Annotated in this window: 29 protein-coding genes and 1 riboswitch; of the genes, 8 read left to right on the top strand and 21 right to left on the bottom strand. The window is 51.1% G+C overall.

Annotation, left to right across the window (positions count from 1 at the left end; genetic code table 11):
- Positions 1-50 precede the first annotated feature (50 nt).
- Positions 51-155: riboswitch (TPP riboswitch) on the bottom strand.
- Between the two features lie 61 nt (positions 156-216).
- The 6 genes from pelG to EVJ22_RS08440 form a co-directional block, all read right to left on the bottom strand.
- On the bottom strand, positions 217-1665 hold the full coding sequence (pelG, locus tag EVJ22_RS08465) for an exopolysaccharide Pel transporter PelG (RefSeq protein ID WP_131443696.1): 1449 nt from the start codon (positions 1663-1665) through the stop codon (positions 217-219).
- Positions 1646-3064 carry a GT4 family glycosyltransferase PelF gene (gene pelF, locus EVJ22_RS08460; protein ID WP_131443695.1) on the bottom strand — a complete coding sequence of 473 codons (1419 nt, stop codon included), beginning with the start codon at positions 3062-3064 and terminating at the stop codon, positions 1646-1648. Before pelF ends, pelG begins: the two co-directional genes overlap by 20 nt.
- Positions 3061-4908, bottom strand: a complete 1848-nt coding sequence (locus EVJ22_RS08455) for a DUF2194 domain-containing protein (RefSeq protein ID WP_071398528.1) — start codon at positions 4906-4908, stop codon at positions 3061-3063. The genes pelF and EVJ22_RS08455 overlap by 4 nt, the downstream gene beginning before the upstream one ends.
- Positions 4890-5828, bottom strand: a complete 939-nt coding sequence (locus EVJ22_RS08450; protein WP_071398529.1) for a tetratricopeptide repeat protein — start codon at positions 5826-5828, stop codon at positions 4890-4892. The genes EVJ22_RS08455 and EVJ22_RS08450 overlap by 19 nt, the downstream gene beginning before the upstream one ends.
- Positions 5829-5832: 4 nt before the next feature.
- On the bottom strand, positions 5833-7080 hold the full coding sequence (locus tag EVJ22_RS08445; RefSeq protein ID WP_131443694.1) for a GAF domain-containing protein: 1248 nt from the start codon (positions 7078-7080) through the stop codon (positions 5833-5835).
- Positions 7081-7146: 66 nt separating this feature from the next.
- Complete coding sequence (locus tag EVJ22_RS08440; RefSeq protein WP_233589659.1) at positions 7147-7986, bottom strand: glycoside hydrolase family 191 protein; 840 nt, start codon at positions 7984-7986, stop codon at positions 7147-7149.
- A gap of 108 nt (positions 7987-8094) precedes the next feature.
- Between EVJ22_RS08440 and EVJ22_RS08435 the strand changes: the two genes are divergently transcribed.
- Complete coding sequence (locus tag EVJ22_RS08435; RefSeq protein ID WP_071398531.1) at positions 8095-8490, top strand: ion channel; 396 nt, start codon at positions 8095-8097, stop codon at positions 8488-8490.
- An 11-nt stretch (positions 8491-8501) separates the two neighbouring features.
- Here the strand turns inward: EVJ22_RS08435 and EVJ22_RS15560 are convergent, their stop codons facing one another.
- Genes EVJ22_RS15560 through EVJ22_RS08425 form a run of 3 tightly spaced genes read right to left on the bottom strand, consistent with a single transcriptional unit; the run spans position 8502 to position 10140 of the window.
- On the bottom strand, positions 8502-8654 hold the full coding sequence (locus EVJ22_RS15560) for a hypothetical protein (protein WP_167615759.1): 153 nt from the start codon (positions 8652-8654) through the stop codon (positions 8502-8504).
- 47 nt (positions 8655-8701) lie between these two features.
- Positions 8702-9541, bottom strand: coding sequence for an aminoglycoside 6-adenylyltransferase (locus EVJ22_RS08430; protein WP_131443693.1), 840 nt, complete (start codon positions 9539-9541; stop codon positions 8702-8704).
- Entirely contained in the window at positions 9538-10140 is a 603-nt protein-coding gene (locus tag EVJ22_RS08425; protein ID WP_071398533.1) for a pentapeptide repeat-containing protein, read from the bottom strand. The genes EVJ22_RS08430 and EVJ22_RS08425 overlap by 4 nt, the downstream gene beginning before the upstream one ends.
- A 52-nt stretch (positions 10141-10192) precedes the next feature.
- Between EVJ22_RS08425 and EVJ22_RS08420 the strand changes: the two genes are divergently transcribed.
- Positions 10193-10639: an NUDIX hydrolase gene (locus EVJ22_RS08420; RefSeq protein WP_131443692.1), complete on the top strand. Its 447-nt coding sequence runs from the start codon at positions 10193-10195 to the stop codon at positions 10637-10639.
- A gap of 15 nt (positions 10640-10654) precedes the next feature.
- Here EVJ22_RS08420 and EVJ22_RS08415 read toward each other — a convergent pair whose 3' ends face one another.
- Positions 10655-11332 carry a YjjG family noncanonical pyrimidine nucleotidase gene (locus EVJ22_RS08415; protein WP_071398535.1) on the bottom strand — a complete coding sequence of 226 codons (678 nt, stop codon included), beginning with the start codon at positions 11330-11332 and terminating at the stop codon, positions 10655-10657.
- 147 nt (positions 11333-11479) lie between these two features.
- On the opposite strand from EVJ22_RS08415, the gene EVJ22_RS08410 reads away from it, so the two are divergent.
- A complete protein-coding gene (locus EVJ22_RS08410; RefSeq protein ID WP_131443691.1) occupies positions 11480-12079 on the top strand; it encodes a GNAT family N-acetyltransferase in 600 nt (199 codons plus the stop codon).
- Positions 12080-12196: 117 nt separating this feature from the next.
- Here the strand turns inward: EVJ22_RS08410 and EVJ22_RS08405 are convergent, their stop codons facing one another.
- Genes EVJ22_RS08405 through EVJ22_RS08390 form a run of 4 tightly spaced genes read right to left on the bottom strand, consistent with a single transcriptional unit; the run spans position 12197 to position 14621 of the window.
- Positions 12197-13123, bottom strand: coding sequence for an alpha/beta hydrolase (locus EVJ22_RS08405; RefSeq protein WP_233589658.1), 927 nt, complete (start codon positions 13121-13123; stop codon positions 12197-12199).
- A 58-nt stretch (positions 13124-13181) separates the two neighbouring features.
- On the bottom strand, positions 13182-13538 hold the full coding sequence (locus EVJ22_RS08400; RefSeq protein WP_131443690.1) for a hypothetical protein: 357 nt from the start codon (positions 13536-13538) through the stop codon (positions 13182-13184).
- On the bottom strand, positions 13538-14299 hold the full coding sequence (locus EVJ22_RS08395; RefSeq protein ID WP_071398539.1) for an HAAS domain-containing protein: 762 nt from the start codon (positions 14297-14299) through the stop codon (positions 13538-13540). The genes EVJ22_RS08400 and EVJ22_RS08395 overlap by 1 nt, the downstream gene beginning before the upstream one ends.
- Complete coding sequence (locus tag EVJ22_RS08390; protein WP_070329271.1) at positions 14268-14621, bottom strand: PadR family transcriptional regulator; 354 nt, start codon at positions 14619-14621, stop codon at positions 14268-14270. The genes EVJ22_RS08395 and EVJ22_RS08390 overlap by 32 nt, the downstream gene beginning before the upstream one ends.
- A 166-nt stretch (positions 14622-14787) precedes the next feature.
- Between EVJ22_RS08390 and EVJ22_RS08385 the strand changes: the two genes are divergently transcribed.
- Positions 14788-16245 carry an aldehyde dehydrogenase family protein gene (locus EVJ22_RS08385; protein ID WP_071398540.1) on the top strand — a complete coding sequence of 486 codons (1458 nt, stop codon included), beginning with the start codon at positions 14788-14790 and terminating at the stop codon, positions 16243-16245.
- A 40-nt stretch (positions 16246-16285) separates the two neighbouring features.
- Here the strand turns inward: EVJ22_RS08385 and EVJ22_RS08380 are convergent, their stop codons facing one another.
- The 4 genes from EVJ22_RS08380 to EVJ22_RS08365 all read right to left on the bottom strand — a co-directional run bounded on the left by EVJ22_RS08380 (position 16286) and on the right by EVJ22_RS08365 (position 18338).
- A complete protein-coding gene (locus EVJ22_RS08380; protein WP_070329273.1) occupies positions 16286-16624 on the bottom strand; it encodes a zinc ribbon domain-containing protein YjdM in 339 nt (112 codons plus the stop codon).
- A gap of 66 nt (positions 16625-16690) precedes the next feature.
- Positions 16691-17203 (bottom strand): GNAT family N-acetyltransferase, encoded by a 513-nt coding sequence (locus EVJ22_RS08375; protein WP_071398541.1) that lies wholly within the window; start codon positions 17201-17203, stop codon positions 16691-16693.
- A 112-nt stretch (positions 17204-17315) separates the two neighbouring features.
- Positions 17316-17645, bottom strand: a complete 330-nt coding sequence (locus tag EVJ22_RS08370) for a four-helix bundle copper-binding protein (protein WP_070329275.1) — start codon at positions 17643-17645, stop codon at positions 17316-17318.
- A gap of 81 nt (positions 17646-17726) precedes the next feature.
- Complete coding sequence (locus EVJ22_RS08365; RefSeq protein WP_071398542.1) at positions 17727-18338, bottom strand: serine/threonine-protein kinase; 612 nt, start codon at positions 18336-18338, stop codon at positions 17727-17729.
- Between the two features lie 151 nt (positions 18339-18489).
- On the opposite strand from EVJ22_RS08365, the gene EVJ22_RS08360 reads away from it, so the two are divergent.
- From EVJ22_RS08360 to EVJ22_RS08345, 4 genes are all read left to right on the top strand, one after another.
- Positions 18490-19386 (top strand): aldo/keto reductase, encoded by an 897-nt coding sequence (locus EVJ22_RS08360; protein ID WP_131443689.1) that lies wholly within the window; start codon positions 18490-18492, stop codon positions 19384-19386.
- Positions 19387-19673: 287 nt separating this feature from the next.
- Positions 19674-20936 carry a hypothetical protein gene (locus EVJ22_RS08355; RefSeq protein ID WP_233589657.1) on the top strand — a complete coding sequence of 421 codons (1263 nt, stop codon included), beginning with the start codon at positions 19674-19676 and terminating at the stop codon, positions 20934-20936.
- Between the two features lie 14 nt (positions 20937-20950).
- The gene (locus tag EVJ22_RS08350; protein ID WP_131439506.1) at positions 20951-22186 is read left to right on the top strand and encodes a hypothetical protein; all 1236 of its coding nucleotides are present in this window, start codon (positions 20951-20953) and stop codon (positions 22184-22186) included.
- Positions 22187-22296: 110 nt separating this feature from the next.
- Entirely contained in the window at positions 22297-23151 is an 855-nt protein-coding gene (locus tag EVJ22_RS08345; RefSeq protein WP_199749325.1) for a pirin family protein, read from the top strand.
- Between the two features lie 25 nt (positions 23152-23176).
- Here EVJ22_RS08345 and EVJ22_RS08340 read toward each other — a convergent pair whose 3' ends face one another.
- The 3 genes from EVJ22_RS08340 to EVJ22_RS08330 all read right to left on the bottom strand — a co-directional run bounded on the left by EVJ22_RS08340 (position 23177) and on the right by EVJ22_RS08330 (position 24713).
- Positions 23177-23425, bottom strand: a complete 249-nt coding sequence (locus tag EVJ22_RS08340) for a hypothetical protein (protein WP_233589656.1) — start codon at positions 23423-23425, stop codon at positions 23177-23179.
- Positions 23426-23495: 70 nt separating this feature from the next.
- Positions 23496-24275 (bottom strand): CPBP family intramembrane glutamic endopeptidase, encoded by a 780-nt coding sequence (locus EVJ22_RS08335; protein WP_071398546.1) that lies wholly within the window; start codon positions 24273-24275, stop codon positions 23496-23498.
- 117 nt (positions 24276-24392) lie between these two features.
- Complete coding sequence (locus EVJ22_RS08330; RefSeq protein WP_071398547.1) at positions 24393-24713, bottom strand: hypothetical protein; 321 nt, start codon at positions 24711-24713, stop codon at positions 24393-24395.
- Positions 24714-24729: the final 16 nt, after the last annotated feature.

Below are 24729 nucleotides of genomic sequence, written 5' to 3'. Positions count from 1 at the left end.
CCGCCTCCCATAACGGAAGCGGCGTCGGCCATACACAAAGAGTGTGAGAAAGGACGTTTCGCCCACTTCCCTCCGCTAGCGTGAACTAGATCAGGTTCAAAGGGTCTGGACCTTGTCCATCTCAGCCGCGTCAAGCGACTCCCCTAGTGGCAAACATTATGAAATTTGGTCATCTTCGACCACATCATATCAATCTTTTTGGAAAATGCAAACCCTTTAACGCGAGAAGCGACGGTTGAGCGCGGTCCCAAAATGTGAGAACCGCTCTGTCCCGAGCTTACGACGGTTCGAGGCCGCAAACACGTAATAATCGACCTTCCCCATATAATAAATCAAGCGTAGTCCCGCAATGAAGAACGTGATCGTCGTGCTGATGGCAAAGCCGACTCCGTACCAGTCGATTCCGCGTGACAGTAACGACAACGTGAACAAGGCGTTCAATGTGAAGAACGAGAGGTTGACGAACAACGCACCACGCCGGTCCTCAAAATAAAGCAAGAGCAGCGTCAGTACGAGAATCATCGCGTTCGCGAACGCGGCGAGCGTCGTCATCCGGAAAATTTGACCGACTTCTTCCGGGACACCGATCCAACCGACGAACACACCCGCCATCAAGATCGCGAACAAGGTGACAACACCTTGACTTCGCCCAAGTCGGATCAATTCATTTTTCAACACCGTCGTCATCGTCTGCTTCGCCTTCTCAATTTGGTGTAACGCCCCACCATAATTGATCAAGCCGTAAAACGTTCGGTAGCGCTCGTAAAACCTTGTCTCTACAGCGACGACGAACAAGAGCTGGGTCGGGATGATCGTCAAGTACGACCAGAACACAGCCGTGTCGTAATACGGATTGAACACGAACGAATCGGCAATCACCATGCGCCCTTCACCAAACCAGATGATGAAGTTGGTCACCCAGATCCCAAGCACGTATAACACACCAATCGCGAACAAGTCCGGATACTTATCAAAATACCGGAAGTATGAAAACTCTCGTGTTGCATACCTGAGCGGAAACGTTCGGAGCATCGCGAAGAATAGGCCGAACAGCGTCACGACCATCCCAACGGTAAAGCCAAACAAAAGCTCGAGGCTCGATGGGTTGACCATGAGACGACTGATCAAATAGACGCTCGCGACTGAAATAACCCCGCCTAGCAAGAAGCTGTAAGCGACCGCTTGATAAAATTTGGCGGCGCTCAAGAACAAGAACATGACCCAGATGACGTTGATGGTCATGAATAAGACGAACAGGACGAGCTTATAGGCGAAACTGAGCGGTGAAATCAGCCAAAACACGCTATACATGACGACGGCAGCGAGAATCGTCACTTTTAACATGCCGGTGAAGACAGGAAAGATCTCATGGGCTTTCTTTTCATAAAATAAATCGGCCACGTATCGCGTGACGACGAGCTGCTGAAAACTAAATAGAATTTGCGAGAAAATGAACGCGTAAGACACGGATAGCATAAACAGTGTCCGTTCCTCGAGCGACAACATCGGCATCTGAAACGCCAACCATTGAATCGTACCGACAACAAGGATGACGATCAGCCAAGGGCCCGATGTGACGAGCCCGGAAAACGTGTACGCCTTCAGTCTTGAAGAGTAATAGTCTTCTTGAAACAGCTTTTGTAACTTAAACCCGATGCCCGCCATACTGTTCCCTCCTCGCTTCATAGATTGCTTTATAGCGGTCGACGAACTGTTGCAATCGATAATACTGACGGACACGCTCGCGGCCATTTTTACCGAAGCGCATCCGTTCACGCGGATAATCCATCATCCATTCGACTTTGTCAGCGATGGCTTCCGGATGGACCGGGGGAACGATAAAGCCTGCCGGACCGAACGGATCGTCAGCGCGTCCGTAAAGTAGTTCCGAACAAGCCCCGACGTCGGTCGCCACCCAAGGGATGCCGGCCGCCATCCCTTCTAAAATGGCGAGCGGTTGCCCTTCCGATATGCTCGTCAGCAACAATAAATCAAATTTCGGCAACCAGTCTTGTACGTTCACTTTCCCGACGAGTTCGACATAGTCGGTCAGCCCGCTCTGCTCAATCAGTAAACGACACTCTTCGGCGTACTCTTCGTCCTCATCAAGCGGACCCATGATTGTCAGTGTGAACAGCCGATGGCGCTCTTGAAGGATTTTTGCAGAGTAGATCATCGTCTTCAAATCCTTGATCGGAACGAGGCGGACGATGGCCCCGATTTGGAACACATCATTCTCGGCTCGCTCAAGCGTAGCGCGGATATGACGGTCGTCAATCCCGTTGGCGATAATTTTTGTCTTCTCGCTAGGCGCCCCAATCCACTCTTGATATTCGCGATTCCGCTCAAACAGTGTGATAATCTCGTCGGCCGCGTTATACGCCTCGCGCGACAAGTGATGGAAAAAGCGAACCCACCTCGGTTTGTAAGGGGACGGAATCCAATAAGACTGTAGGATTTCTTCCTCGCGCTCACGTGAGTAGATGCCGTGTTCGGTCAAAATGAATGGAATGCCTTGCGTCTCTTTCATGTAAGATGCGACGACGCCGGCGTAGCCTGTCGAGATGGAGTGGACGAGATCGACTTTTGGTAACGGTTGATGCAACACACGCAAAATCGGCATATACATACTCTGCCACATCCAAAAATAATCGATGAACGAGCCACCGTTCATTTCTTCTGCGTAAGCCGATTTTACGTTTCTCCAAAAGAACTCGCTTGAGAAGAAGGCTTGGCTCGATGGGACTTGTTTCCCGAGAATGCCAAGCGCTTGCCGGTTCGGGTTTTTCAACATGAGCCATTCCGAAATTTTCCGCTCGTCTTCGGCGTCGAGCTTCATTCGACCCTTCGCCTTTTTATCCATATCGCTTAAATAAAGGTGCGTGATCCCTGACACGTTTTGCGGCAACTCATATTTCATATCTTCTGGCCGCTTGATCGATGGCTGAATCGAGATGATTTCAAACTCGACTTCCGGCATCGCTTCAATCAGCGTCTGCGTCCAACTCGAGACACCTCCGCTCACATACGGGTAACTCCCTTCTAACACGAGCCCAATCTTCATTGCGGGTCCCCCTTGATGGCGATTTCAGCGTTCGCTGATGTCAATTGGACAAGATAGAGTGGACGGTCCGCCTCCATCTGCTCGACCGTGCCGAATGCGAATTTGCCTGTGTCCAATGATTGGCCCACTTTTAGACGGACGGTGAAGTGTGACGGATTGACAAGTCCGTCGCCAGTCAAATAAATGGTCTCGTCATCAAACGTGACGTTCAAGTCTGCCTCTTGATACGTGATTAGTTTTTCCGTCGCATAGTGTTGTGTGTAAGCCTCTAAATAGGGATAGCTGACGTTGACATCATCGACGATTTTTTTCAAACTGGCGAACATCGTATCCCAGTCGCGACCGAAAGCACGGTCTGGGTCGATGACGTCATCCGGGTGGATAAAGTGTGAAAACACCCCAAAGTTAGCGATCGCATCGACCATTTGGAAGATCGAACCTCTTTCTTCCCCGTAGTCACTCGTGATGCGCGGGAAGTGATAGATTTCGGCGTGTGTCGTATCAAATTCGAACTCTTGGACAAAATCGCCACTTTCCGGGTCACCGGTATAGAGTGACGCAATCGTCCGCAGTTCAGGCAACGCCTCAGCAATCGCGTCGACACCGGTACGATTGAGTGCATTCGAAGGTGGGACGTATGATTTAAGTTGTTCTGCCGGGAAATAGTTAGCAAATACCGACTCTGCCTGCAGCAGCGAACGCTTCATCTCGTCCTTGTCTTTCCACGGAATATATCCGTACGTCGGATCGATCGGTTCATCGGCCGTGACAAGCGATTGGTGGTTATAGCCGTGCAACCCGATTTCACCACCCTGCGCCAATAGTTTTCGACCGAAGTAGAGCATCGGGAACTCGCCGCGTTTAATCAATTGTTCATCTAGCAGTTCCATCTCTTCTTCGTACGTCCCGATCATCGCGCCCGTGTAAATGACGTCGTCATCTTGAGCCATGTCGACCATGTCTTGCCACCACTCTTCGGCAAAGAAGTCTTTGACCGATTTATCGAGTGGTGTCGCCGAGACGTCTTTCATCTTGCCGTCCATGACTGGAGCCGGAAAGTCATCGATATACATGAGCTTAATCGCCGCTTGGGCACCCACGAACGCAGGCGGTAACGTTCCGAGCGTTTGGACGAACAGTCCGCGAATCATCTTTTGATCGGTGATCGTTGTATTCCAGTACAGAACGTTGCCATCACCGACCTCGTATTCCCAAAGGACGGGAAATCCTTCTGCTGACAGTAAAACGTTCGCTTCGTCTGCAATTGCGAAGTCGACGACACTATGGACGAACAGATCGTCCGGTGGATTCAAGTCGACATAACCCGGGAAAATCGTTTCTTCGAAGTTCAGACCGTAAACGTCTGGAACGAATTCACCGATTTCTTCGATACCTGTCACTTCATTCCAAGCAGGGTCTTTGAAACGGTTGGCGAACACAACATTGCCTCCTTGTTCGACGAACCGTTTCGTCTCTTGCAATGGCCATGTCGCGGTTTGTTCTCCTGTAAAGACGATGATGCTGTAGGGAGACGGCGTGATCGAACTGACCGCACCCGCCTCAATTTCTCGAACGTCTAGTTTGGCGTAACGCAAGCCATACAATAAATTATCTGCCGTATTGACCGCCAAATCACCTTCGTCTCGGACAAGGTAAACTTGAAGTTGATGCTCTCCTGTTTTAGTGGAAGCATCCCCTTGCAATTGGTCGATGTTCATTCGTTGCTCAGCAACGTTCGGTAACAACGTATGCAAGGAATGGATCCTCAAGTATTGGATTGCGCCGACGACGACGAGAAATAACACGATGAAGAGCGAGAATGAGATTACAGTTCGTTTTTCCATGATGTCGAGTCACTCCATTCTTCAAACAACAGTCGGTGCTCATACGGCACATCGTCTAACGAAAATTGTGTTTGCATCATAAACATGACAGCCTTCACCTCGGTCCACCGCTCCCGTTCATAGTAAAAATCGATGAGCATGAGATGGGCCTCGATGCGTTCCGGGAAATGGTGAACGTACTCCTTCAATATTTCAAGCTGATCTCTAGGACGTTTTAACGTGATGTAGACTTCGTTTAGATCCTCATAAATCCATGGCGACGGCGGATACAGCGTCTTCGCTTTCAAAATCTCTTTTAACCAGGCCTCACGTCTGTCTTTCAACATGACTTCCGTGATCAGTTCACTGTGAATCATCCGTTTGTAAATTGTCGCTAGTCGGTGAATCGTTTCCGGGTTTCCTAAATCGTATTCATGCTTCGCCAATTTTAATTCCTGCTCGTACTGATCGATGAGAATATTCATCGTCGCGGCCGCATAATGGACCGTTTCACTGTCCGTGCTATTAAGCCCCATCTGCAAGTATTTCCCTTGGTTATTGATGGACTGGTTGACGTGCGTCAAAATCGAGTGCTTGCGAATCGCCGGATCTTTTGAATTGATGGCATCGGCTAACGGCAGCAGGCTAGAGCTCGTTTTCGCATCGTGCCGAATCTGCTCATAATTGACGACCCGAAAATCAATATACTCGTCGTAATCTTCAATCAGTCCGCTCCGATCGAAGCGTTCTGCGAAGCGATAAATTGCATATACTGCGACTTCAGCGACAAAAGGTAAAAATAGGCCGAAGCATAAAGCGACCACTGCCACCCCATAGTCTAGCGCTTTCATTTTTCGCTTCAACACCACTAACAAAACGAACGCTAAGATTGCGTGAATCACATAGAGCCCAATCCAAACTAAACTGTCGATGGCTTCCATGAACTCACACTCCCTTCTGGATCAAAATCCCTTCGATCCGATCATAAACTCGTTGACGGTTCTCCTCACTCGTTCCTGGGAGCAAGAGTAACAACTTGTTTTCGTCTTGGTCATAACCGACGATATCAATCTCTCGCAAATACGACTGCACGATCGCTTCAATACTTTCGAGCGAGACTGGTTCATAACCGAGCGCATATTCGAGTACGATGAACGGTTGGTCGTGATGAAGTTTCTTTTGTTCTTGAAGCGCCACTATCTCGATGAACGCCTCTTTCTTGTAGAACGATGTGCCCGGGTAGCGCTTCTCGTGCTGCTCTTTACGAATCAAGTTTTGCGCGTTTGTGATTCGCGTCCCGATCCACGAGAACAAGATATTTAATACGTGGAGGTCATCTGTCGTCAATTTCCGAAGCGGCAGACGCTTAATGACGACAACTTCACGCGTCTCTCCGTCAATCACGATCGGAGCGAGCAACATCGGATCCGTGTCGTCATCATCGAGTTGCCGTAACATCGTCTCTTGGACTTGGAAGAAACGTTTGAACATACTCGACGCCTCATCTAAGAAAATGGTTTGTGGAAACTCTTTCTTCTCGGCTTGGCGAATGATTAGACGCATCGACTTTTGCGATCGATCGACATGATAGATGGCGACGTCACTCGCCAAGAAATATTTTTTAAGCAGACGAATCGTCTCGCTACGAATCAATTCAGGATGTGGCAGGTCAAGCGAGACAGCTAGTTCGTACAATTGATTTAAACTGTATTCCGATTGAAGTAATTTTTGACGAAGGGTCGTTTGCGAAGTGTTGAGTAAATCGACGGTCTCTTTCAAATACGTGTTTTCATCTTTCAGTTCTTCGTTGCGAAACTGACTGATTTCATAACGCTCTCGAAATGAAGTGCTAAACAAGCCGACGATGACAGTGAGTGCGAAGTAATAGAAAAGAGTGAGAAGTGAGTTTGTATCGTAGAACAGTAAGAAGATATCGCCTCCGACAAGTCCGGTGTAGAGGACTTTGTACAGAAGCAAGACGGCGAAACTGATCAACCCAAAGGTTGTTCCGTAACGTAGCGCGAACAAGATGGCGGCTACATAAAATAGGTTCAAATCATTTTGAATCGTCCCTAAATTGAAAGCTAAATCGATTCCGATCAATAAAGTGAACACGATAAAAATTTCGGCCCACTTAATCCACGGACGGTCTTGAGCATATAGAATGATAATCCCCTCCCAACGATTAGTCACAGCTTCATAACACGAATGTCATGCTTACTTATTTGGCGCTCGCAGCAAATTCCCCTGCTAAATATCTTAATTCTCTTCCTGAAAATCCCATGTGTCATAATAAGTGGGTTCATGATAATGGATAAACCCGTTCTCTTCCGCCAAGTCTCGACTAATAGCTGCCTCTTGGTCCGAAACGGTAAGTACCGCAATCCCATACTGTTCTTGAATCACATTCATCCGGTCCAACATTTCCATCGACCAAGAGTCCGATGTGATCTCCGAATAATTGAACCCCTCCCACATGAACCCGTCCACGTATGGAGCGCTCGTTCGTTCAAGCGTTTCGATTCCCCAATTTTGTACAATCGGGATCCCAGTGTAAGTCTGCTTAATCGCTTTTAAAAATGCTTCTAACCCGTTCAATTGCTCAGTCAAGTCTTCGGGATAGTCGAGGTGTACATCGTCGATATCTCCAACCGTGTCTAAAAAGATACCGTCTAAGTGTTTATTGATGACTTGCTTTTGGATCTCGCGCATCAAAATCTTCCGAAAATGGTCCGAACTGATATCCGTCAAATAGGAATCCCATTTCGGAAAATAAATACGCTCTCCGTCCCGGTAGAAAAAATCGTCTTGTTTCATTTGACCGATCAGTTCCCGATTCCACGTGTCCGCTTCCATCACGTTTATATAGCCGAGCACTTTCGTGCCGTTCGAACGAATCGCTTCAATCTGCTCCGGTGTATACCAAATCGGTTCGATGATCACGAGATCATACCGAGTCATATCCTCGATAATCGCCTCGGTCGGAATATTGTAAAAAATTTTGTACGAGCTGATTTCATCAAAATCAAATGGCGTTTTCGTGGTACATCCACCTAGCAGCAGAAGCAGCACTAAACTCGTCAACCTAAAGCGTCGCACACGGACACCTCCTTGTCGCAGAATACTTCATGGTGCAATTAGGTCCGTTTGACGTCAATTGTTCAGGGAAACAACTTAGTATGACTTAGCAAAAAAGGAGAGATGAGGATGAATGCGATTTTACTGACGGTTGCCCTCTTATTCGTCGGACTGAACGTATATACCTTCTTCCGCCGACAGACGTACCGGCAGACCGGATTTGACGGCCGATTATTTAGCCACCTTTTCATCAGCTTGTTAGGTGTGATGGTCGGGTTTGCCTTGGTTTATTACGCGTTGTCTTGGGACGGGGTCATTCTCGTCACGTCACTTGAGACGATGACCGCTGTCGAGCCATCCTGGCAAAACCTGCTCTATTTCAGCGGTGTCACGCTTCTGTCAATCGGATTCGGTGACTTACTGCCGGTTGGACCGGCCCGTCTGTTCGCACTTCTGGAAGCGGCAATCGGAATCTTGCTCCCGACCGCGTTTTTCGTAAAATCGATGTACAAAAAAGAAGACTGACAAGCAGTCTTCTAACGTCCGGTGATAAGTAAAAACATGTTAAATGCGACGAGTCCAAGCGGAAATAAGGCCACGACAACGATTGGCCATTTCTTCGTCCGGATGCCGACAAATAAGAGTAAACTCCCCACTAGGAGCGCGATGAACGTCGTATACGGATTCAAGCATCATTCCCCCTTCTATAGAGGAGGTTTCCCGACTCGGCTAAAAACTAATCGTTTGAAGTCCAAAGCGTCGAAAATGAGTCACGAATCTGCTTAGACTCGTCGTCCCGAAATGAGTTGCCACTTTTCTCCGAAACACGCCGACTGTAGACGCAGAACTGCTCGACCAACGTTTCAAACGCGGCTGTAATCGCCGCAGGATCCGCGACCGGGTATGTCCGTAAGTATGCTTGCCAAGCTTGATTTGATAAGTGGTCCACCAAAGCGTCCCCAGCTTTCCCGATATTTACGGAAAAGCCGGTCCTATATCCGACATCCCACGCCATCATCTGTCGGAGCATGTCTCGCATGATCGTCACGTGATCGATCGCATACAGCAGTTGATTGCGCCTTAGTCCTTTCACGACATACAATGACACCCACCAAAACTCGTTCCAACACGACGCATAGTCAAACGCGCTCGGGCGTTTGACTCGGTACGTCTCATCGCTCGGCACAGGCCGGCCTGCCGTGTCATCTTTATCGAGCATGACGAGACTGAGCGAATCTTCCGCAATCACTTCCTGCACGACGCGAACAGGACGAACGGTCAGATCGATCCGATGACAGGCTGCAAACTGGACGAGAAACGCAAACCGCTCGTATCTTGTTTGAGACGGTGACTCGTCCGGTGTCTGCATGATCAACACCTCGCCGAACCGATCGATCCAGGATCGATCCGTTATGAACGATGATACGTCCAGAACGAAAAACGTGACATCTACATCTTGAAACCGGTCTGGGGAAACGTGCGGATTGACGAGCGATCCGTTCAACACCATGATTCGGATGTCTTCCCGCTCCTCCGCCAAAGCGAGTAGCTGCTCGAGCACCTGGTTATTGTTCATTCGACGATGGCCCCGAGCGAACGGGCGACTTGGACCGCCTGCATGACGTCGAGTTTCGTCTTTTTGAGCGTAACGTCCGTGAAATCGACCCCGTCCATGTCAGCACCTATGAAGTCGGCAGCCGTACAGTCCGCATGCTGCAGGACGGCACGTGTCAACGCAGCGTTCGTCCAGCGCGACTCCTTCAAGTCCGCCCCGTACAAATCAGCCTCTACTAGACGAACATCCGACCAATCCATTTTTCGGAGCGGTGCGTGACGCAAATTGACGAACGACCAGTCGCCTCCACGAACGGTCACGCCCTCAAACGTACACGACTCGAACGAAGAACCTGTCATCTTGCATTGATCGAACACACTTAAAAACAAATTCGCCCCATTGAATTGACAGTTTAAAAACGAACTGCCGACGTGGCGCGATGCGTTCCATTTCGAGTCGGTAAAGTCACAGTTGATGAAGCGGCACTGCTCGGTCTCGAACTCGGTCGCATCGATGTACGTGAACCGACAGTTCTCGAACGTCGTATGTGAAAGTTGAAGGTCACGGAACGAGGTCTCACGAAAATCTTGTCCCTCATAGACTGCATTTGATTGAAACATTGTCTGCCTCCTTGGCGTATAATGAATTTAGTAAAAATTGGGAGTGTTGCATATGGATATCGTATTTCCGACCGAGCAAGGCACGTTCAACTACCGAGTCGCCGGCATTTGGGTGAAAGACAATCACTTGTTGGTCCACCGAAACATAAATGACGACTTTTGGGCGTTACCCGGCGGTCGCGTCGCTATCGGTGAACAAGCCGAACTCGCGCTCGTGCGAGAACTGAAAGAAGAACTCGCAGCCAACGTGTCCGAGACGGTGTTCGCTTTCGTCTCCGAAAACTTTTTCACGTATCTCGAACGGACGGTCCATGAGATCGGCATGTATTTTTATGTAAAAGGTGACCTCCCGCTCCAGACCGGCGACTTCCACGGACCAGAGGGTGATCACCTCATCTATCGTTGGCAGCCGCTCGAGCAGTTACGCGAACTGACGTTGTATCCAGAGACGCTCTATGCGTTGCCCGAGGCATTGCCGCCTCATTTCATTGACCGCTGACTCAGTAGACGCACGTTATAAAATCGTTTTTAGTTCGTTCAAGTCTCGAATCTCATACGTCGTCTCGACCGTTGCCGCAACCTCATCCGGGTTGTACCAACATGTATCGAGCCCGTACATGCGTCCTCCGGCGATGTCCGCCGTCAGCGAGTCACCGACGATGAGTCCGCGCTCTGGCGACACGTTCGGGACACGGTCGAATACATAATCAAAGAACGGTTTCATCGGCTTTTGCGATCCCGTAGCGTCGGAGACGAACACGTCCTTGAAATACGGGAGCAACCCCGACACTTCAAGCCGCTTGAACTGTGTCTCTGTCACACCGTTCGTGACGATGTAGAGCGGATACTGTTCACTGAGCGTTTGCACGAGTTCGAGTGCCCCATCGATGATGTGCACCCCGTCGTGCAAATGGTCCCGATAGCGCTGTTCGACTTCATGCGCATCGATCGCAATCCCGAGCGTGTCGAACAGTTGCGTGTGGCGGCCCATCAAGACGTCTTCCCGTCCGACCTCACCGCGTTCAAACGCGCGCCATAGCCCGTTGTTGATCGTCACGTATTGTTGTTTTAACGCATCGGTCATCCGGACGTTATGTGAGGCGAGCAATTGCTCCAAGGCGACGTGCTCGCTCCGTTTAAAGTCTAGCAACGTATCGTCGACATCAAATAAAATAGCTTCATACCGTTTCATAATTTGAATTACCCCTCTCTGCCTCTAATGTACAGGAACAGGCCGAGAAGTTCAAAACAAGGAGTGAGTCACATGGCTAAACGACCGATCACCAATCTCGAGTATTCAGATAAAGAACGTGAATCATTTTTCTATCTGACCGACTAGATGTTCGGCATCGATTTTCGCGGATGGTATCTGGACGGTGAATGGACCGACCGCTATCGCTGTTATTCGTTGACGTTCTACCGGAACATCATCTCGAACGTCAGCATGAGCCGGATGACGCTCGTGACGGACGAGGATCGACAAGGACAAGGACTCGCCACCCGCGTCTTCAAGCACCTCTTCAAACAACATGACGCCGATGGATTGCCCTATATTTTGGCTTGTGACGAGGGCCTCGAACCGTTTTATGAGAAGCTCCGGTTCTATACGACGGGCGACATGCATATTTGGATGTTCCGTTTCTATCAAGGTCTGAACGAGGACGTCTATCGCTTCGACGACGTGCATGTCATCTATTTTATTGAGCGCACGCGTCTGCATTTGTTCGCGGTGCTGTCGCCTCGGCCTGTCGATATGCGTGACGTCGTGGCACGGCTCTCCTTTGATGGGATCGCGGAAATCGTCTTTGAATTCACACCTGACTTGGCTGATGTCGAACGACGTGCGTCACGTGCACGTGACGGACAATGGATGATTCGCATGAGAGACGGCCACCTTTTCCCGGAAGGCTGTCGCTTCCCGAGTTTATCGAAAGCATGAAATAACGCGCCTTGCAACAGAGTCTGATGGTGCGAGCGTACTCATAAGAGAAGAGGACCGTTCCGACAATAGGTCAGAATGGTCCTCTTCTCTTATCCAAGAATATTTTTTTGGTTCTCAAACGCTGTTTTTAAACAATGAGCCGCCTCTTTCACCGCCCGTTTCGCCTCTGGGACGAACGCATAGTAGTTCGTGAAGCCGTGGATCAGCCCCCCCGTAATTTTTATACGTCACCGGGACACCGAGGCTGATCAATTTGTTCGCATAAGCCCGACCGACGTCACGGAGCGGGTCGTACTCGGCCGTCAGTAGTGTCGTCGCAGGCAGTTGTTCTAAGCGATCGGACAAAATTGGCGACGCATACGGATGTGTCAACTCATTTTCGTCATTAAAATATTGCTGCTGGAACCAACGGATCAACCCTTCGTCAAGCAAGTAGCCGGTAGCGTAATCAATCAAAGATAACGGCAAGTTCTCTTCGGTCCCGGTCACCGGGTAAAACAGGAGCTGATGAACGAGTGACGGCCCCCCGCGCTCACTCGTAATCAATGCGCTGACCGTGGCGAGCGTCCCGCCGGCACTGTCGCCGCCGACGGCGAGTCGTGACGCATCTACGTTTAATTCCGAAGCGTGTTCCCCGATCCAAACGAGTGCATCGTAAGCGTCGTCGACCGGGGCTGGAAATTTATGTTCGGGCGCGAGGCGATACCCGACCGAGATGACGGTACAGTCCGCCTCGTTCGCGAGGGTGCGGCAAATTGCATCGTGTGTCTCGATGCTGCCGGTGACGTAACCGCCGCCGTGATAGTAGACAAGTGCCGGAGCGGTCGTTGCTCCTGACCGATAAATCCGAATCGGGAGCGTACGCCCTGGGAGCGAGAGATCCAAGTCCTCGACTTCGTGAACGTGCTCTTTATGCTGGAACCTCGTCAGCACTGCATCTTCCTGTCGTCTTAACTCGAGTGGGTTCATTTGCTCATATGTGGGTGACATCTGATTTTTAAATTGATCCAAATAAAATTGAATCGTCGGATTGACTGGCAATGGGAACCCCTTCTTTCTCTATTGGCGTACAGTTTCCTATTCCCAGCCGAACCCGACCTTAAGCAGATTCACGTGCTTTTTGAAAAGTACGACGATACACATACGCCAAAACGACACCACTCACGAATACAATGGTCCAGACATTCATGAGGATGGACTGGCCGATCGGCTTGAAGAAGTAATCCCATGCCCCATCGACGCGCCACACCATTGCCGTGGAAATGAAGTATGAGACGACGAGCCCAAATGCGAGCCACGGGAACATCCCACGCCGGCCAAACCACCACACACCCCACCACACGATGGCCGGAATCACGAGATATCCGAGCGCATTGCCCCAAAGGAAGTCTGCCGCTGTCACGAGAAAACCCCACGGCAGACACAGGAGAACGACTAAGAGGATTCGCTCCAGCATCAAACTTGCCCCTTTTCGTTCTTTTTCCACCAGACGAACATAACGATTCCCATGCCGACGAACAGAACTATCATTGAGAAAATCAACTGTTGTTCAAGCGGCAGGTTCGTTTGCGCGAACACATATTGCGGCACAAACAGTAGAAGTGGAATAATCAGATTGATCCACGTCTTCGTCCACACCGACACGATGACGAGTGTGAGCACTGCCAACCCGAACAACACGAACTGCCCGACCGTCCCAAACGTGATCTTCGGTGTCTCAACGAGCAGGTCGAAAGTCATCAAGCCTAGGAATAGCGTCATCGGCAATGCACCGAGCGCGGCATACGTCAACCCAGTTTTCATCTTGCCGCGAGACGAATCAGTCGACATCTTACGGAACACTTGTGTCACGGCGAGTAAAAGTATGACGGCGACGAGTGGGAAGCCGATCAGTTGGACCGTCGAGAACGTCATCTCTCCTTGAATAAAGTTCCCGATGATGATGTAGGCGAATACGCTCGGAATGATCATGCTGACAACTTTCACTACCCCTTTCACGTCAAACGCCATCTCGCTCCCGAGTTGGCGCATATACCCCTCAGGGCTCTGTCCGACGACATCGGTCACGTCCTTACCTGCCCGCTCCGCTTCTTCCAAATGGTCTTTCAATTCTTCGGTCACGTCTTTCACTTCACGTTCTGATTTCCCGCTCGACATGAGATAGACAGCCAAATCGTCTAAAAAATCACGACTCTTTTTCGAAAGTTCCACGTTCATTCCCCTCTCCTAGTACGCGGTCGACACCGCTCGACACATCCGCCCAACGCTTCCGGAACGCCATCAGTTCCTGTTCCCCAGCTTCCGTCAATACGTAATACTTTCGTTTCGGCCCCCCTGAAGGCAGAGGTTTTTGAACCGTCTCGACCCATCCCTCTTTCTTCATCCGTAACAGAACCGGGTAGATACTGCCTTCGCTCACCATCGTGAAACCGTACGCTTGCAGTTTTTCCGACATCTCATAGCCGTACGTCTCCCCTTTCGCGATGATGGCGAGCAGACACCCTTCGAGCAACCCTTTCAACATTTGACTCATCGCCATGGCGTGACCTCACTTTCTCCAAACTAACTTGTTATACATAATAGTAATGGATAAAGATTCCAAAATCAACTAGTTTGTTAAACAAGTTAGTACACATTCTAATGTTTAATTTTTGACAAGAGGTGAATACTTCTTATGGTGAAGCAAAAAACAAAGGAGTGTTGTTATGCATACCGATTTTACAAAGATGTACATTAATGGCCAGTGGGTAGACGGTTCGAGCGACAAGTCGATCGACAACGTCAACCCGTTCACGGACGAGAAGCTGTTCTCGATCCGGTCAGCAGACGAGTCCGATCTCGACAAGGCGTATCAGGTGGCCAAGGAAGCGCAAGGCGAATGGGCGGTCATGCTGCCGCAAGAGCGCCGCGCCCTCATCGAGCGATTCGCTGAACTGACGTTACACTATAAAGACGACATCATCGACTGGCTCGTGAAAGAGTCAGGCAGCACCCGCATCAAGGCAGAAGGCGAATTCGCTGCCTCGATGGCAATCATTAAAGAGGCGTCGACGTTCCCGTTCCGGATGGACGGGCTGATCAAACCATCGATCGTGCCGAACAAAGAGAATCGGGTCTACCGGAAGCCGCTCGGCGTCATCGGCGTCATCAGCCCATGGAACTTCCCGTTCCATCTCGCGGTCCGCTCGATCGTCTCGGCGCTCGCGACCGGCAACACGGTCGTCGTCAAACCAGCGACGGCGACACCGGTCACTGGCGGGCTCCTGTTCGCTTCATTGTTTGAAGAAGCCGGGCTCCCGAAAGGCGTCTTGAATATCGTCGTCGGTCGCGGCTCTGAGATTGGCGATGCCATCGTCGAGCACCCGATCCCAAAACTCATCTCGTTCACGGGATCGACCGAGGTCGGGAAAGGCATTGCCGAGAAGGCAGGGCGTCTGTTGAAGAAGACCGCGCTTGAACTTGGCGGCAACAACGTCTTCGTCGTCCTAGACGATGCTGATATCGACCGCGCCGTCGAGTCGGCCGTCTACAGCAAGTTCTTCCATCAAGGTCAGATCTGTATGTCGACGAACCGGATTCTCGTCGCCGAATCGATTCATGACACGTTCCTCGAACGGTTTAACGAACGCGTCCGCGGCCTTAAATTCGGAAATCCGAATGAAGCCGCTACACAGGTCGGACCACTCATCGACCATGATCAAATCGATCGTATCCTCGACCAAATCGATCAGACGGTCGACGCCGGGGCGACGCTCCACGTCGGTGGCAAAGCGAACGGCAACGTGCTCGAGCCGACGGTCCTTAGCGGTGTCACGAACGACATGCCGCTCGCTAAAAATGAGATCTTCGGACCGGTCGCCGTCATCTTGTCATTCAAAGACGACGAAGAAGCGCTCCGTATCTCGAACGAACTCCCATATGGTCTTAGCGGAGCCGTCCACGGTTCGATTTACCGGGCGACCGAGTTTGCTCGCCGCGTCGAGACCGGGATGATCCACATCAACGACCAATCGGTGAACGACGAGCCGCACTTGCCGTTCGGCGGTGAGAAAGACTCAGGGCTCGGCCGCTTCAACGGCGAATGGGTGCTCGAGGAGTTCACGACGCTCCAGTGGGTATCTGTCATGCATGAACGCCGTGAATACAAGCCGTTCTTCTCGTAATACAAAAAACTGTTTCGGTCCGTGGACCGAAACAGTTTTTTCATAGTTTCTTGACGAATTCTGACTTGAGCTTCATCGCGCCGAACCCATCGATTTTGCAATCGATATCGTGATCACCGTCGACGAGGCGGATACTTTTCACTTTCGTCCCTTGTTTGACGACGAGTGACGTACCTTTCACTTTCAAGTCTTTGATGACCGTGACCGCATCTCCATCTTGGAGCACGTTCCCGTTCGCGTCTTTAACCTCAGCGTCCGCCTCGGCTTCGGCCGCCTCGCTCGGTGACCACTCGTAAGCACATTCCGGGCAGACGAGCAAAGCGCCATCTTCATAGACGTAGGCCGACTGACATTTTGGGCAATTCGGTAGTTCTGTCATCTTGATTCCTCCATTCGATTCACTGTTGCCAGTATACCGTATTTCAGAAATCTCGATAGACAACATTTAGCCTTCTTTCGGTGTTTCGGGACCTGTCAAATCCAATTGATAAAACGACAGGTCGAGCCATTTTCCAAATTTGTAGCCGGCTCGTTTGATCGTCCCTGAATGAACGAAGCCCAATTTTTCATGCGCTTTGATACTCGCGATGTTGGCAGCATCGATTCCGCCGATCATCGTCTTATAGTCACGCGCTTCCGCGATGCGGATGATCTCACGAAGCAACTTGTTACCGACGCCTTTACCGCGATAGCCCGGATGAACGTAGACAGAGTGTTCGATCGTGTAATGATAGGCCGGCCATGGACGGAACGGGCCAAACGTGGCGAAGCCCATGACGACGTCGCCGTCTTGCCAGACGATGACGGGGTGTCCGGACGCTTTTTTATCTTCATACCAGGCGACTCGATTTTGAAGCGTCACCGGTTCATAGTGATAGACGGCAGTACTGTTGACGATGGCATCATTGTAAATATGTAAGACGGCTTGAAGGTCGTCACGACGGCAATTACGGATCATACATACACCACTTTCATGAGTTTTCTTCATTATACGTATCTCGCTCTCAAAACACACGTCACGACGCATTTTCCACAAAAAAGGTCAGCCGCGTCGACTGACCGTATTCCGCTCAAGCTGCTAAGCGGTCGCACATCGAAGCGCATTCGAAGCAAACGCGCGCACACTCTTGGCAGTGCTCGTGCTTATGTTTTTCGCACTCTTGGGCGCACGCCTTACACATGACCGCACAAGCCCGTGCGAGTTCGGGCACGAACGCCGAATCCCGTGTCATCGCCTCGGCGAGGAACGAGCACATAGCGGCACATTCGCGGTCGAGCCGGATGCAATCGACCATCATCTTCACATCGCGCTCTTCAAGACACGATTCAAGACAGTAGTTACACGTCTCCACACAGTCATGCAACGTTTCGAGTTCATTCGCATAAATTCGGTGAGCCATTCGGACGTCCTCCTTTTTTAGTGACACGACAACGATACGTTACTGTTGTTCCCTAATCGCCAGAAGAAAAACGACCTTCGACTAACGTCTCGGATCGTTGACAAACGTGCGGTATAAATAGGCGATGCCGTTCAACAGCCGCTCGGAATATCGTTTCGGCACGAAGCGGAGCCGATAGAACCGATACATCCGTTTCAAGTCTTCCCATTGATGGTCGATATGCTGCCCTTGCCGGAACCGGGCCAAATCGATCAAATAGATGCGGCCTTGCGGACTGAGGATGATGTTGCGCAAATGTACGTCTGACGGGGTCAGTCCAAGCTGACGCGCCTTAATCAGCGCCTCGTCGACTTGCTCGATGTACGCCGCGTCAATCCAAATCCCTTCGGTCAAACACTCGAACAGCGTCTTACCTGCGATATAATCGATGACGATATAGTTCGGCCCGACTTCGTACAAATATGGGAACTGGGGCAGCCCTTCGAGCGTACGATAAATCACGGCTTCTTCCGCCGCGATTTGAGTATAGCCCGGGAAGAACACTTTGATGACGAGTCGCGTGTCTTTCACGCGAAATACGGCGGCGCTCCGTCCGATTCCATGCAGCTCGAGGTCTTGGTGATAAGCGGTGACACGCGTCTCGTGAACGTCTTGTTCGAACGACACGTCCGCATAAATTTCATAACGATTCATGAAGAACTCCTCTTTCTGTTTGTCTCTCGTCTATCATAACGGATTCCGTCACGATTGACCCTGTTTCAGCATCCCTGCTCGCGCGCAGAAAGTGACGCTGTTGTCCAATACCCGTATAATGAAAGCGACAGACAATTAGGAGGAATCGATTATGCAACGAATCGCACTAACGGAAGACTTATCGTTCTCACGCATCATCCACGGAATGTGGCGTCTCGCCGAATGGGAGATGAGCCCACAGGAGCGTCTCACGTTCATCGAGCAATGTATCGAGCTCGGCATCACGACGTTCGATCACGCCGACATTTATGGCGGGTATACGTGTGAAGGATTATTCGGAGAGGCGTTGCGCCTCAAACCTTCGCTTCGTGACCAAATCGAAATCGTGACGAAGACGGGCATCAAGTTGACCGGCTCATTCAACCCCGGCCAAACGCTCAATCATTACGACACGACGAAAGCACATATCATCAGCCAAATCGAACGTTCTTTGAACGAGCTCGGGATTGACCAGATTGATACACTTTTGATCCATCGTCCCGATCCGCTCATGGATCCAGATGAAGTCGCCGAGGCGTTCATCACGTTGCAACAGAGCGGAAAAGTCCGGACGTTCGGCGTCTCGAACCACGTACCGTCGACACAGCAACTGCTGCAGTCACGGTTACCGTTCCAACTCGTGACGAACCAGCTCGAGCTCTCGCCGATGCAGTTGAAACATTTCGAAGATGGTTCTGTCGACCTATGTCACGAAAAGCGGATGCCGCTCATGGCATGGAGCCCGCTCGCCGGAGGTCAGTTATTCTCTGCAGACAACTATGCGCCGCTTCGTGAAAAACTTGAAGAGATCCGCGTCCGTCATGACGCTAGCGGTATCGATTCAATCGTCTATGCTTGGTTGCTCAAGCATCCGGTCAATATCATGCCGATCATCGGCTCTGGGAAAATTGAACGAGTCCGCACCGGTGTCGACGCACTCGAAATTGAGCTCAGCCGTGAAGAATGGTTCGAAATTTTGAAAGCTTCACGCGGTCGCGACGTCGACTAAAGGGATATACAAACCAATAAATACCTATAAAATCCATACTACATTTCAACGTTTTCTGTTCGTTTTTTAGCAATGACGCTATATCAAGGTTCATTCGTCAAAAATCGACAATGCTGAAATTAAGAAATTCCATTTCTTATCCATAAGTGTAAACCGGACCCTCTCAGTTCAAGTCGAGCGGGTTTTTCGCTTTTTTATTAAAAAAACACATTAGTTTTCCTAAGACTAAAGTCACAAAAAATTGGTGCTAAAATGATGAAAGTTATTCATCGAAGGAGTGCACCGCTGTGAAAAAGTACCTGCTTTTCTGTACGCTCGCCATTTTGTCAGTCCTATTTGGATGTGAGGAAGAACATGCTTTTCGTTTACATACAGCTCCAGAGTACTACCAAGGTCGCGCCACGCTTCCCTCGGGGCAACAGATCGAGATGACCGAGTCCGACCGGACGAACGTGCTCGATGCTTGTTATCCAGAAGATGCGATCACGAACGTTCCCGCCGGCGACCGCCGTTTAGTCGGAACGGTCACGTTGACGCAGCCGTTGACGACGACAACGTCAACCGAAGCGTTTCCGACCGCTACATTCTTTGAAGTGGAGAATCAGTCTTATGTGCAATGTCAGGCAGGAACAATCACTTATATCAAACAAGTCGCATCCGTTCCGGACAGTCTCACGGCTTTTCAAGACTTGTCCGTCACTTATCCGTCCATCTCGAAACTGCGAAACGCTCAACCGCACGAACGACTTCAGTTTCTAAACGAGATGGACAAACCGGTCGGCAACGAACCATATCCGCTCCGGACTGCTCTCGAGCAAACGCTCGTCCACGTGACGATGCCGTTCAACGGTTCATATGAGTTCACGTTCGAGTCAACGGACACGGCCGAGACCCTCGTGGTCCCTATTGATTTATCTTCTAGACAGCCGTTTCTCTCGATCGGATTTGGTACCGAGTCGGCTGATGGCGAACAGCGCTACGGCATTTACACCTCGTCGAACCAAGAGCTCTATCGCGACGTAGTCCGACCGCCAGACGCGACGTTCGACCGTTTTCTAGGAGCCCGGCAAGCAAGTGCGCTCCCATCGACACTCGTAGCGAACAAACGCTATCCGTTGTTCAGCTTCTCGTTCACCCGCGATGGAAAAGCCCATAAACAAGTCGTGTCGATCACCTATAAAGAAGAAACCTTGTTGCGCGGGGATAGCCTGAAGAACAAAATGCGCCAACAATTCGACCACCGCCGGCACGTCGTCTTTCACGAGCTCGCCTTGATCGGTACGGAATCGAAAGACGAGCCGTTTTTAAGCCACGCGACAGCTGACGATACGCAATTCATCTTCAAAGCGATCGAGCGCGCGAAAGCCGTCTCGAAAGCCGGCACACCTGCCCAGACCCCTTATTTGACCGTCTTCGAAGGCATATGTGCGCAAACGTTCGACGTCAGCTATGAAGGAAATGACGTGTTTTTGACGAATACGAAGACTGGGTCTCATTTCCAGCTACTCCGCGACGATGCGGCCAAGTGGCAGGCTCAATTCATGGAGTAAAGGGGGCAAATGGCGTGCGAACCATCGGCATCACAACGTTGCTCATGGCAACAATCATCTTGACCGGTTGCACAGAACAAGAGTCCGCGCTCGACCTCAAAGTTCGCCCCATCCTATTCGACGGCTATCATTATGAACCGGACCAACAGTCGATGCAGCTCGACGAAACGGAACAGATTGCCGTGCATACGATTTGTGACGACACCGGTGCGATTTCCCTCCCGAACAGCACCTTCGTCTATGACGGGACGTATCGCAGTTTTTCACGCTTTTCGTCAGATGCGGCGTCTCTCTTGACGAGCATGACCGTGTTCCATGACGACGAGGCGACATACGCCTATTGCCAAACCGATGCCAGCCAATATATGAAACAAATCAATCCCGAGCGCTTCTCGATTGCCCGGCGTGAAACGGCTGCCGAGCCCATAAGACCTCGTTCACTGAGTAGATCCGATGAGGTGCATCAAGCGGTCAAAAGCAATCTTGAGGACGATCTCTTTTTCGAAGTGATGCCTTTCACCTCACCGTTTGTTACGCTGCACTCTCCTCTCTTCGCCTCACTCGCTCTAGAAGTGAAGACACAGGACTCGTCGACGACATCTTTTCACCCATTTGACCCGAACATGAAGACGATGACGCTGTCGCTTTATCTCGTCAAGATGGACGGGGTTGTCCAACCGCTCTTGATTCGATCTTCTGAAAACAACATGGCATACGGGTCGCTCGATTCTGTTCCAGATGGCGGCATCCCGACGCTTTCAACCGTCTATCCGTTGCCTGACGAACTCAAGTTCGGAGAAACATACCCTCTTTGGGAACTGTCTTATGATGTTGGCGGGGAAACGGTGAAACAAACAATCTCGCTCTCCTATGAACCGCCGGTGATGATGACACAGTCAGAAGTCGACGCAGCAACAACAGAAGAAGTCGAGGAAGCGACCATCGGTTATTTCCATAAGACGTCGCTCTCCGGTAAGACCGAACTTCATCATTTGGACGCCATCCAGACGACCACTGCCGACGGAGAAACGCTTAAACAGATGCTGCAGCGGGCCGAACGCGTCAACCGGAATGGTGAGGCGGCCGCATACCCGCTATTCACCTTGGCCGAAGGCGTTAAGTCCCAAACGTTCGACGTGACGCTCCATGAACGTTCCAAAAAGACGGACGTCTATGTCACGACCAAAGGTAACCACTACAAACTCAGTTCCGAGGACAGCGCCACCTGGCTGTCACTCGCCCCTTATTGACAGACGGTCTCCTGGCCGTCTGTCTTTGCACGTTCAGAGAGCAAAATCACCCGTTTCTAGATCGACCATGTGCGACAATGGAGCCAAACGCTTTCGAAGGAGATGGTCTGATGACGAAACGATTTGACCGCGATGTCGCCGCACACTGGCAAGTCGCGTATAAACAGAACGGCTATCCGCACGTCCAACAAGGGTGGGTGTTACCCCCGGAACGAAAAGACGAGTTCGACCCGTTTATTTTAATGGCCGAGGATTGGTTCAAGCGTGGCACGTTCTCTGACCATCCGCACCGCGGGTTTCAGACGATCACGTACGTCATCGACGGTCGGCTCGAGCATATCGACAACCATGGCGGTCACTCAATTTTAGACGCCGGTGACGTTCAATATATGAACGCCGGTTGGGCAGCCCGGCATGCCGAGGAAGCCGTCGATGACGACTTGATCCATACGCTGCAACTATGGCTCAACTTGCCAAAATCGCTTAAATCGACGACGACTTCCTATCAGAACGTGTATGTCGAAGACGCTCCGGTCGTACCGGTCGACGGCGGGCAGGTGCGCGTCTACTCCGGCGATGTCGCCGGGGTAACGGGGCCGATGAACAGCCTCGTGCCGATCACGATGAGCGAAATTAGTTTGAAAGACGGTGCCGTCTACGAGCACGTCTTGCCGACAAACCATAACGGATTCGTCTACGTGCTCGCCGGTTCAGTCGAGCTCGGCACGTCGGCGACCCCGCTCGCGAAAACGCACGTGGCGACGCTCACGTACGACGAAACAGCGGACAGCATGAGCGTACTCCGCGTCAAAGCGACGTCACGGGCCCGCCTGCTCGTCTACTCAGGACAGCCGATTCGTGAGGACTACATCGCCCATGGTCCGTTCGTCATGAACACCGAGGACGAGATTCGCCAAGCGTTCCGCGATTATCATGCCGGTAGTTTCGGACCCCCGGCACAATAACAAAAAGCCACGCGGCAGCGTGGCTTTACTTCGTTTTATCCGGCATGAGTACCGTCTGCTGGGTCGGAACCCGACCGATCGGTACGGTCCGTTCGACGAGGACGTATCGTTTCCCGTCCACCTCAAACTTCCGGTCGCCGAGATAATGGGCCGACTTGCCGTCCTCATAGAGTTTCGTCAAAATCGCCGGCACGTATTGATTCAAGTCCGTGTGATGATCATCGAGCGTCATGACGATATTGCCTTTGCTGTATCCCATCCACTGGTTCGACATGAAAAACATCAAAGAAATCACTCCGATGATCCCAATCACTAAAATAACCGTTTCCATCCAATCCCTACTTTCAACGTTTATGAAATTGCTCGTCGTAACGACGGGCCAATACGAGCACGAGTCCAATCAAAAGTACCGATGAGATCGCCGGAATGAAGTCCGGCAACGCATCCCCGGCGCTCAAAAAATCAAACGTTCCGTGAAACAGGATAGCCGGCCAGATGCTGAAGTCAGCCTGAACGGTCAACCAGCCTAAAAAGAAGGAGCCGAAGATGAGTCCGATCGTCCAACCGGCAATCATGAACAGTGACATGTCTTGAAAATCTGGGTCGTATAAAAAGACGGGCACATGCCAAAGCGCCCAAACGAGCGCGACCACGAGCGTCGCCGGTCGGACCGCCATCCGTTCTGATAGTGTCGGCAGCAAATAACCGCGCCACCCGCTCTCCTCACCAAACCCGTATGTCGCCACCCAAACGAGCCATAACACAAACGGCGACCAGTCCGGAAGCTTGTCGTTGGCAAACCAATTCGAACTATTTGAGACTTCCGGCATCATACTGACGACGAGGACACCGATTGCGAAAAACAAAACGGGTAGAGACACGGCGAGTAACGTCCAGCGAATCGTCAAGCGGCCATAGGCGCGCTCAAACAATCGACGACACCCTGACCACCCATCCGTCCAAGCCGTCGTCAGCCATGCCGCGACGAGCGGTCCGAACGCCCCAGCGAAATGCAGCAGCGAAGACGAAGCACCGGTCGAGCGGACGAGCCAGATGTTCAGACCCCACCATGACCATGACCACGCGAACGTGAACACGATAAATAGCACGAGGCGCCGCGTCATGATCCGTCTCCCCTTTCTAAAGGTGCTTCACGACGATTTGACGTTTCGCTTGAAAGCCGACACGTTCTTAAAACGTGGCGGCTTCTTCGTCAACCGAACTAGTGGGGCGCAAGCGCATCATAAACCGCCCCCAGTGTGCGTGCCGTTTCGGTCTTCCGTGACCCCGTGTGGCTTTTCATCACCACGCAACACGTGGTTCGAACTGACCGTCGCTGTTCCGTTCAACCGGCGCTGAATCGGACGGGCGAGAAAATAGCCGCCGAACAACGAAGCCGGAAACACGAGAACGGCTGTCCCTAAGACGAGATAAGTATAACGTTGAATCTCTTCCGTTGCCGGGACGAACTGATGGACCCCATAGCGCAAGCCAAAGAATAATCCGATGAATACGAGCGCGACAAACGCGTATTCGATACATTTCCCAAGAAATTGCTTCACTTTATCTCCCCCCTCA

Origin of the sequence: Exiguobacterium sp. SH0S7, from assembly GCF_004337195.1 — a bacterium.
Classification (GTDB): Bacteria; Bacillota; Bacilli; order Exiguobacteriales; family Exiguobacteriaceae; genus Exiguobacterium; species Exiguobacterium aurantiacum_A.
Note: the sequence above shows the minus strand (reverse complement) of the source record. Positions and strands in the feature narration are given on the sequence as shown.

Excerpts from the sequence above, each read along its gene's own strand:
- pelG (WP_131443696.1), bottom strand. The coding sequence starts at position 1,665 with ATGGCGGGCATCGGGTTTAAGTTACAAAAGCTGTTTCAAGAAGACTAT.
- pelF (WP_131443695.1), bottom strand. The coding sequence starts at position 3,064 with ATGAAGATTGGGCTCGTGTTAGAAGGGAGTTACCCGTATGTGAGCGGA.
- EVJ22_RS08455 (WP_071398528.1), bottom strand. The coding sequence starts at position 4,908 with ATGGAAAAACGAACTGTAATCTCATTCTCGCTCTTCATCGTGTTATTT.
- EVJ22_RS08450 (WP_071398529.1), bottom strand. The coding sequence starts at position 5,828 with ATGGAAGCCATCGACAGTTTAGTTTGGATTGGGCTCTATGTGATTCAC.
- EVJ22_RS08435 (WP_071398531.1), top strand. The coding sequence starts at position 8,095 with ATGAATGCGATTTTACTGACGGTTGCCCTCTTATTCGTCGGACTGAAC.
- EVJ22_RS08430 (WP_131443693.1), bottom strand. The coding sequence starts at position 9,541 with ATGAACAATAACCAGGTGCTCGAGCAGCTACTCGCTTTGGCGGAGGAG.
- EVJ22_RS08425 (WP_071398533.1), bottom strand. The coding sequence starts at position 10,140 with ATGTTTCAATCAAATGCAGTCTATGAGGGACAAGATTTTCGTGAGACC.
- EVJ22_RS08420 (WP_131443692.1), top strand. The coding sequence starts at position 10,193 with ATGGATATCGTATTTCCGACCGAGCAAGGCACGTTCAACTACCGAGTC.
- EVJ22_RS08415 (WP_071398535.1), bottom strand. The coding sequence starts at position 11,332 with ATGAAACGGTATGAAGCTATTTTATTTGATGTCGACGATACGTTGCTA.
- EVJ22_RS08410 (WP_131443691.1), top strand. The coding sequence starts at position 11,480 with ATGTTCGGCATCGATTTTCGCGGATGGTATCTGGACGGTGAATGGACC.
- EVJ22_RS08400 (WP_131443690.1), bottom strand. The coding sequence starts at position 13,538 with ATGCTGGAGCGAATCCTCTTAGTCGTTCTCCTGTGTCTGCCGTGGGGT.
- EVJ22_RS08395 (WP_071398539.1), bottom strand. The coding sequence starts at position 14,299 with ATGAACGTGGAACTTTCGAAAAAGAGTCGTGATTTTTTAGACGATTTG.
- EVJ22_RS08390 (WP_070329271.1), bottom strand. The coding sequence starts at position 14,621 with ATGGCGATGAGTCAAATGTTGAAAGGGTTGCTCGAAGGGTGTCTGCTC.
- EVJ22_RS08385 (WP_071398540.1), top strand. The coding sequence starts at position 14,788 with ATGCATACCGATTTTACAAAGATGTACATTAATGGCCAGTGGGTAGAC.
- EVJ22_RS08380 (WP_070329273.1), bottom strand. The coding sequence starts at position 16,624 with ATGACAGAACTACCGAATTGCCCAAAATGTCAGTCGGCCTACGTCTAT.
- EVJ22_RS08375 (WP_071398541.1), bottom strand. The coding sequence starts at position 17,203 with ATGATCCGTAATTGCCGTCGTGACGACCTTCAAGCCGTCTTACATATT.
- EVJ22_RS08370 (WP_070329275.1), bottom strand. The coding sequence starts at position 17,645 with ATGGCTCACCGAATTTATGCGAATGAACTCGAAACGTTGCATGACTGT.
- EVJ22_RS08365 (WP_071398542.1), bottom strand. The coding sequence starts at position 18,338 with ATGAATCGTTATGAAATTTATGCGGACGTGTCGTTCGAACAAGACGTT.
- EVJ22_RS08360 (WP_131443689.1), top strand. The coding sequence starts at position 18,490 with ATGCAACGAATCGCACTAACGGAAGACTTATCGTTCTCACGCATCATC.
- EVJ22_RS08345 (WP_199749325.1), top strand. The coding sequence starts at position 22,297 with ATGACGAAACGATTTGACCGCGATGTCGCCGCACACTGGCAAGTCGCG.
- EVJ22_RS08340 (WP_233589656.1), bottom strand. The coding sequence starts at position 23,425 with ATGTCGAACCAGTGGATGGGATACAGCAAAGGCAATATCGTCATGACG.
- EVJ22_RS08335 (WP_071398546.1), bottom strand. The coding sequence starts at position 24,275 with ATGACGCGGCGCCTCGTGCTATTTATCGTGTTCACGTTCGCGTGGTCA.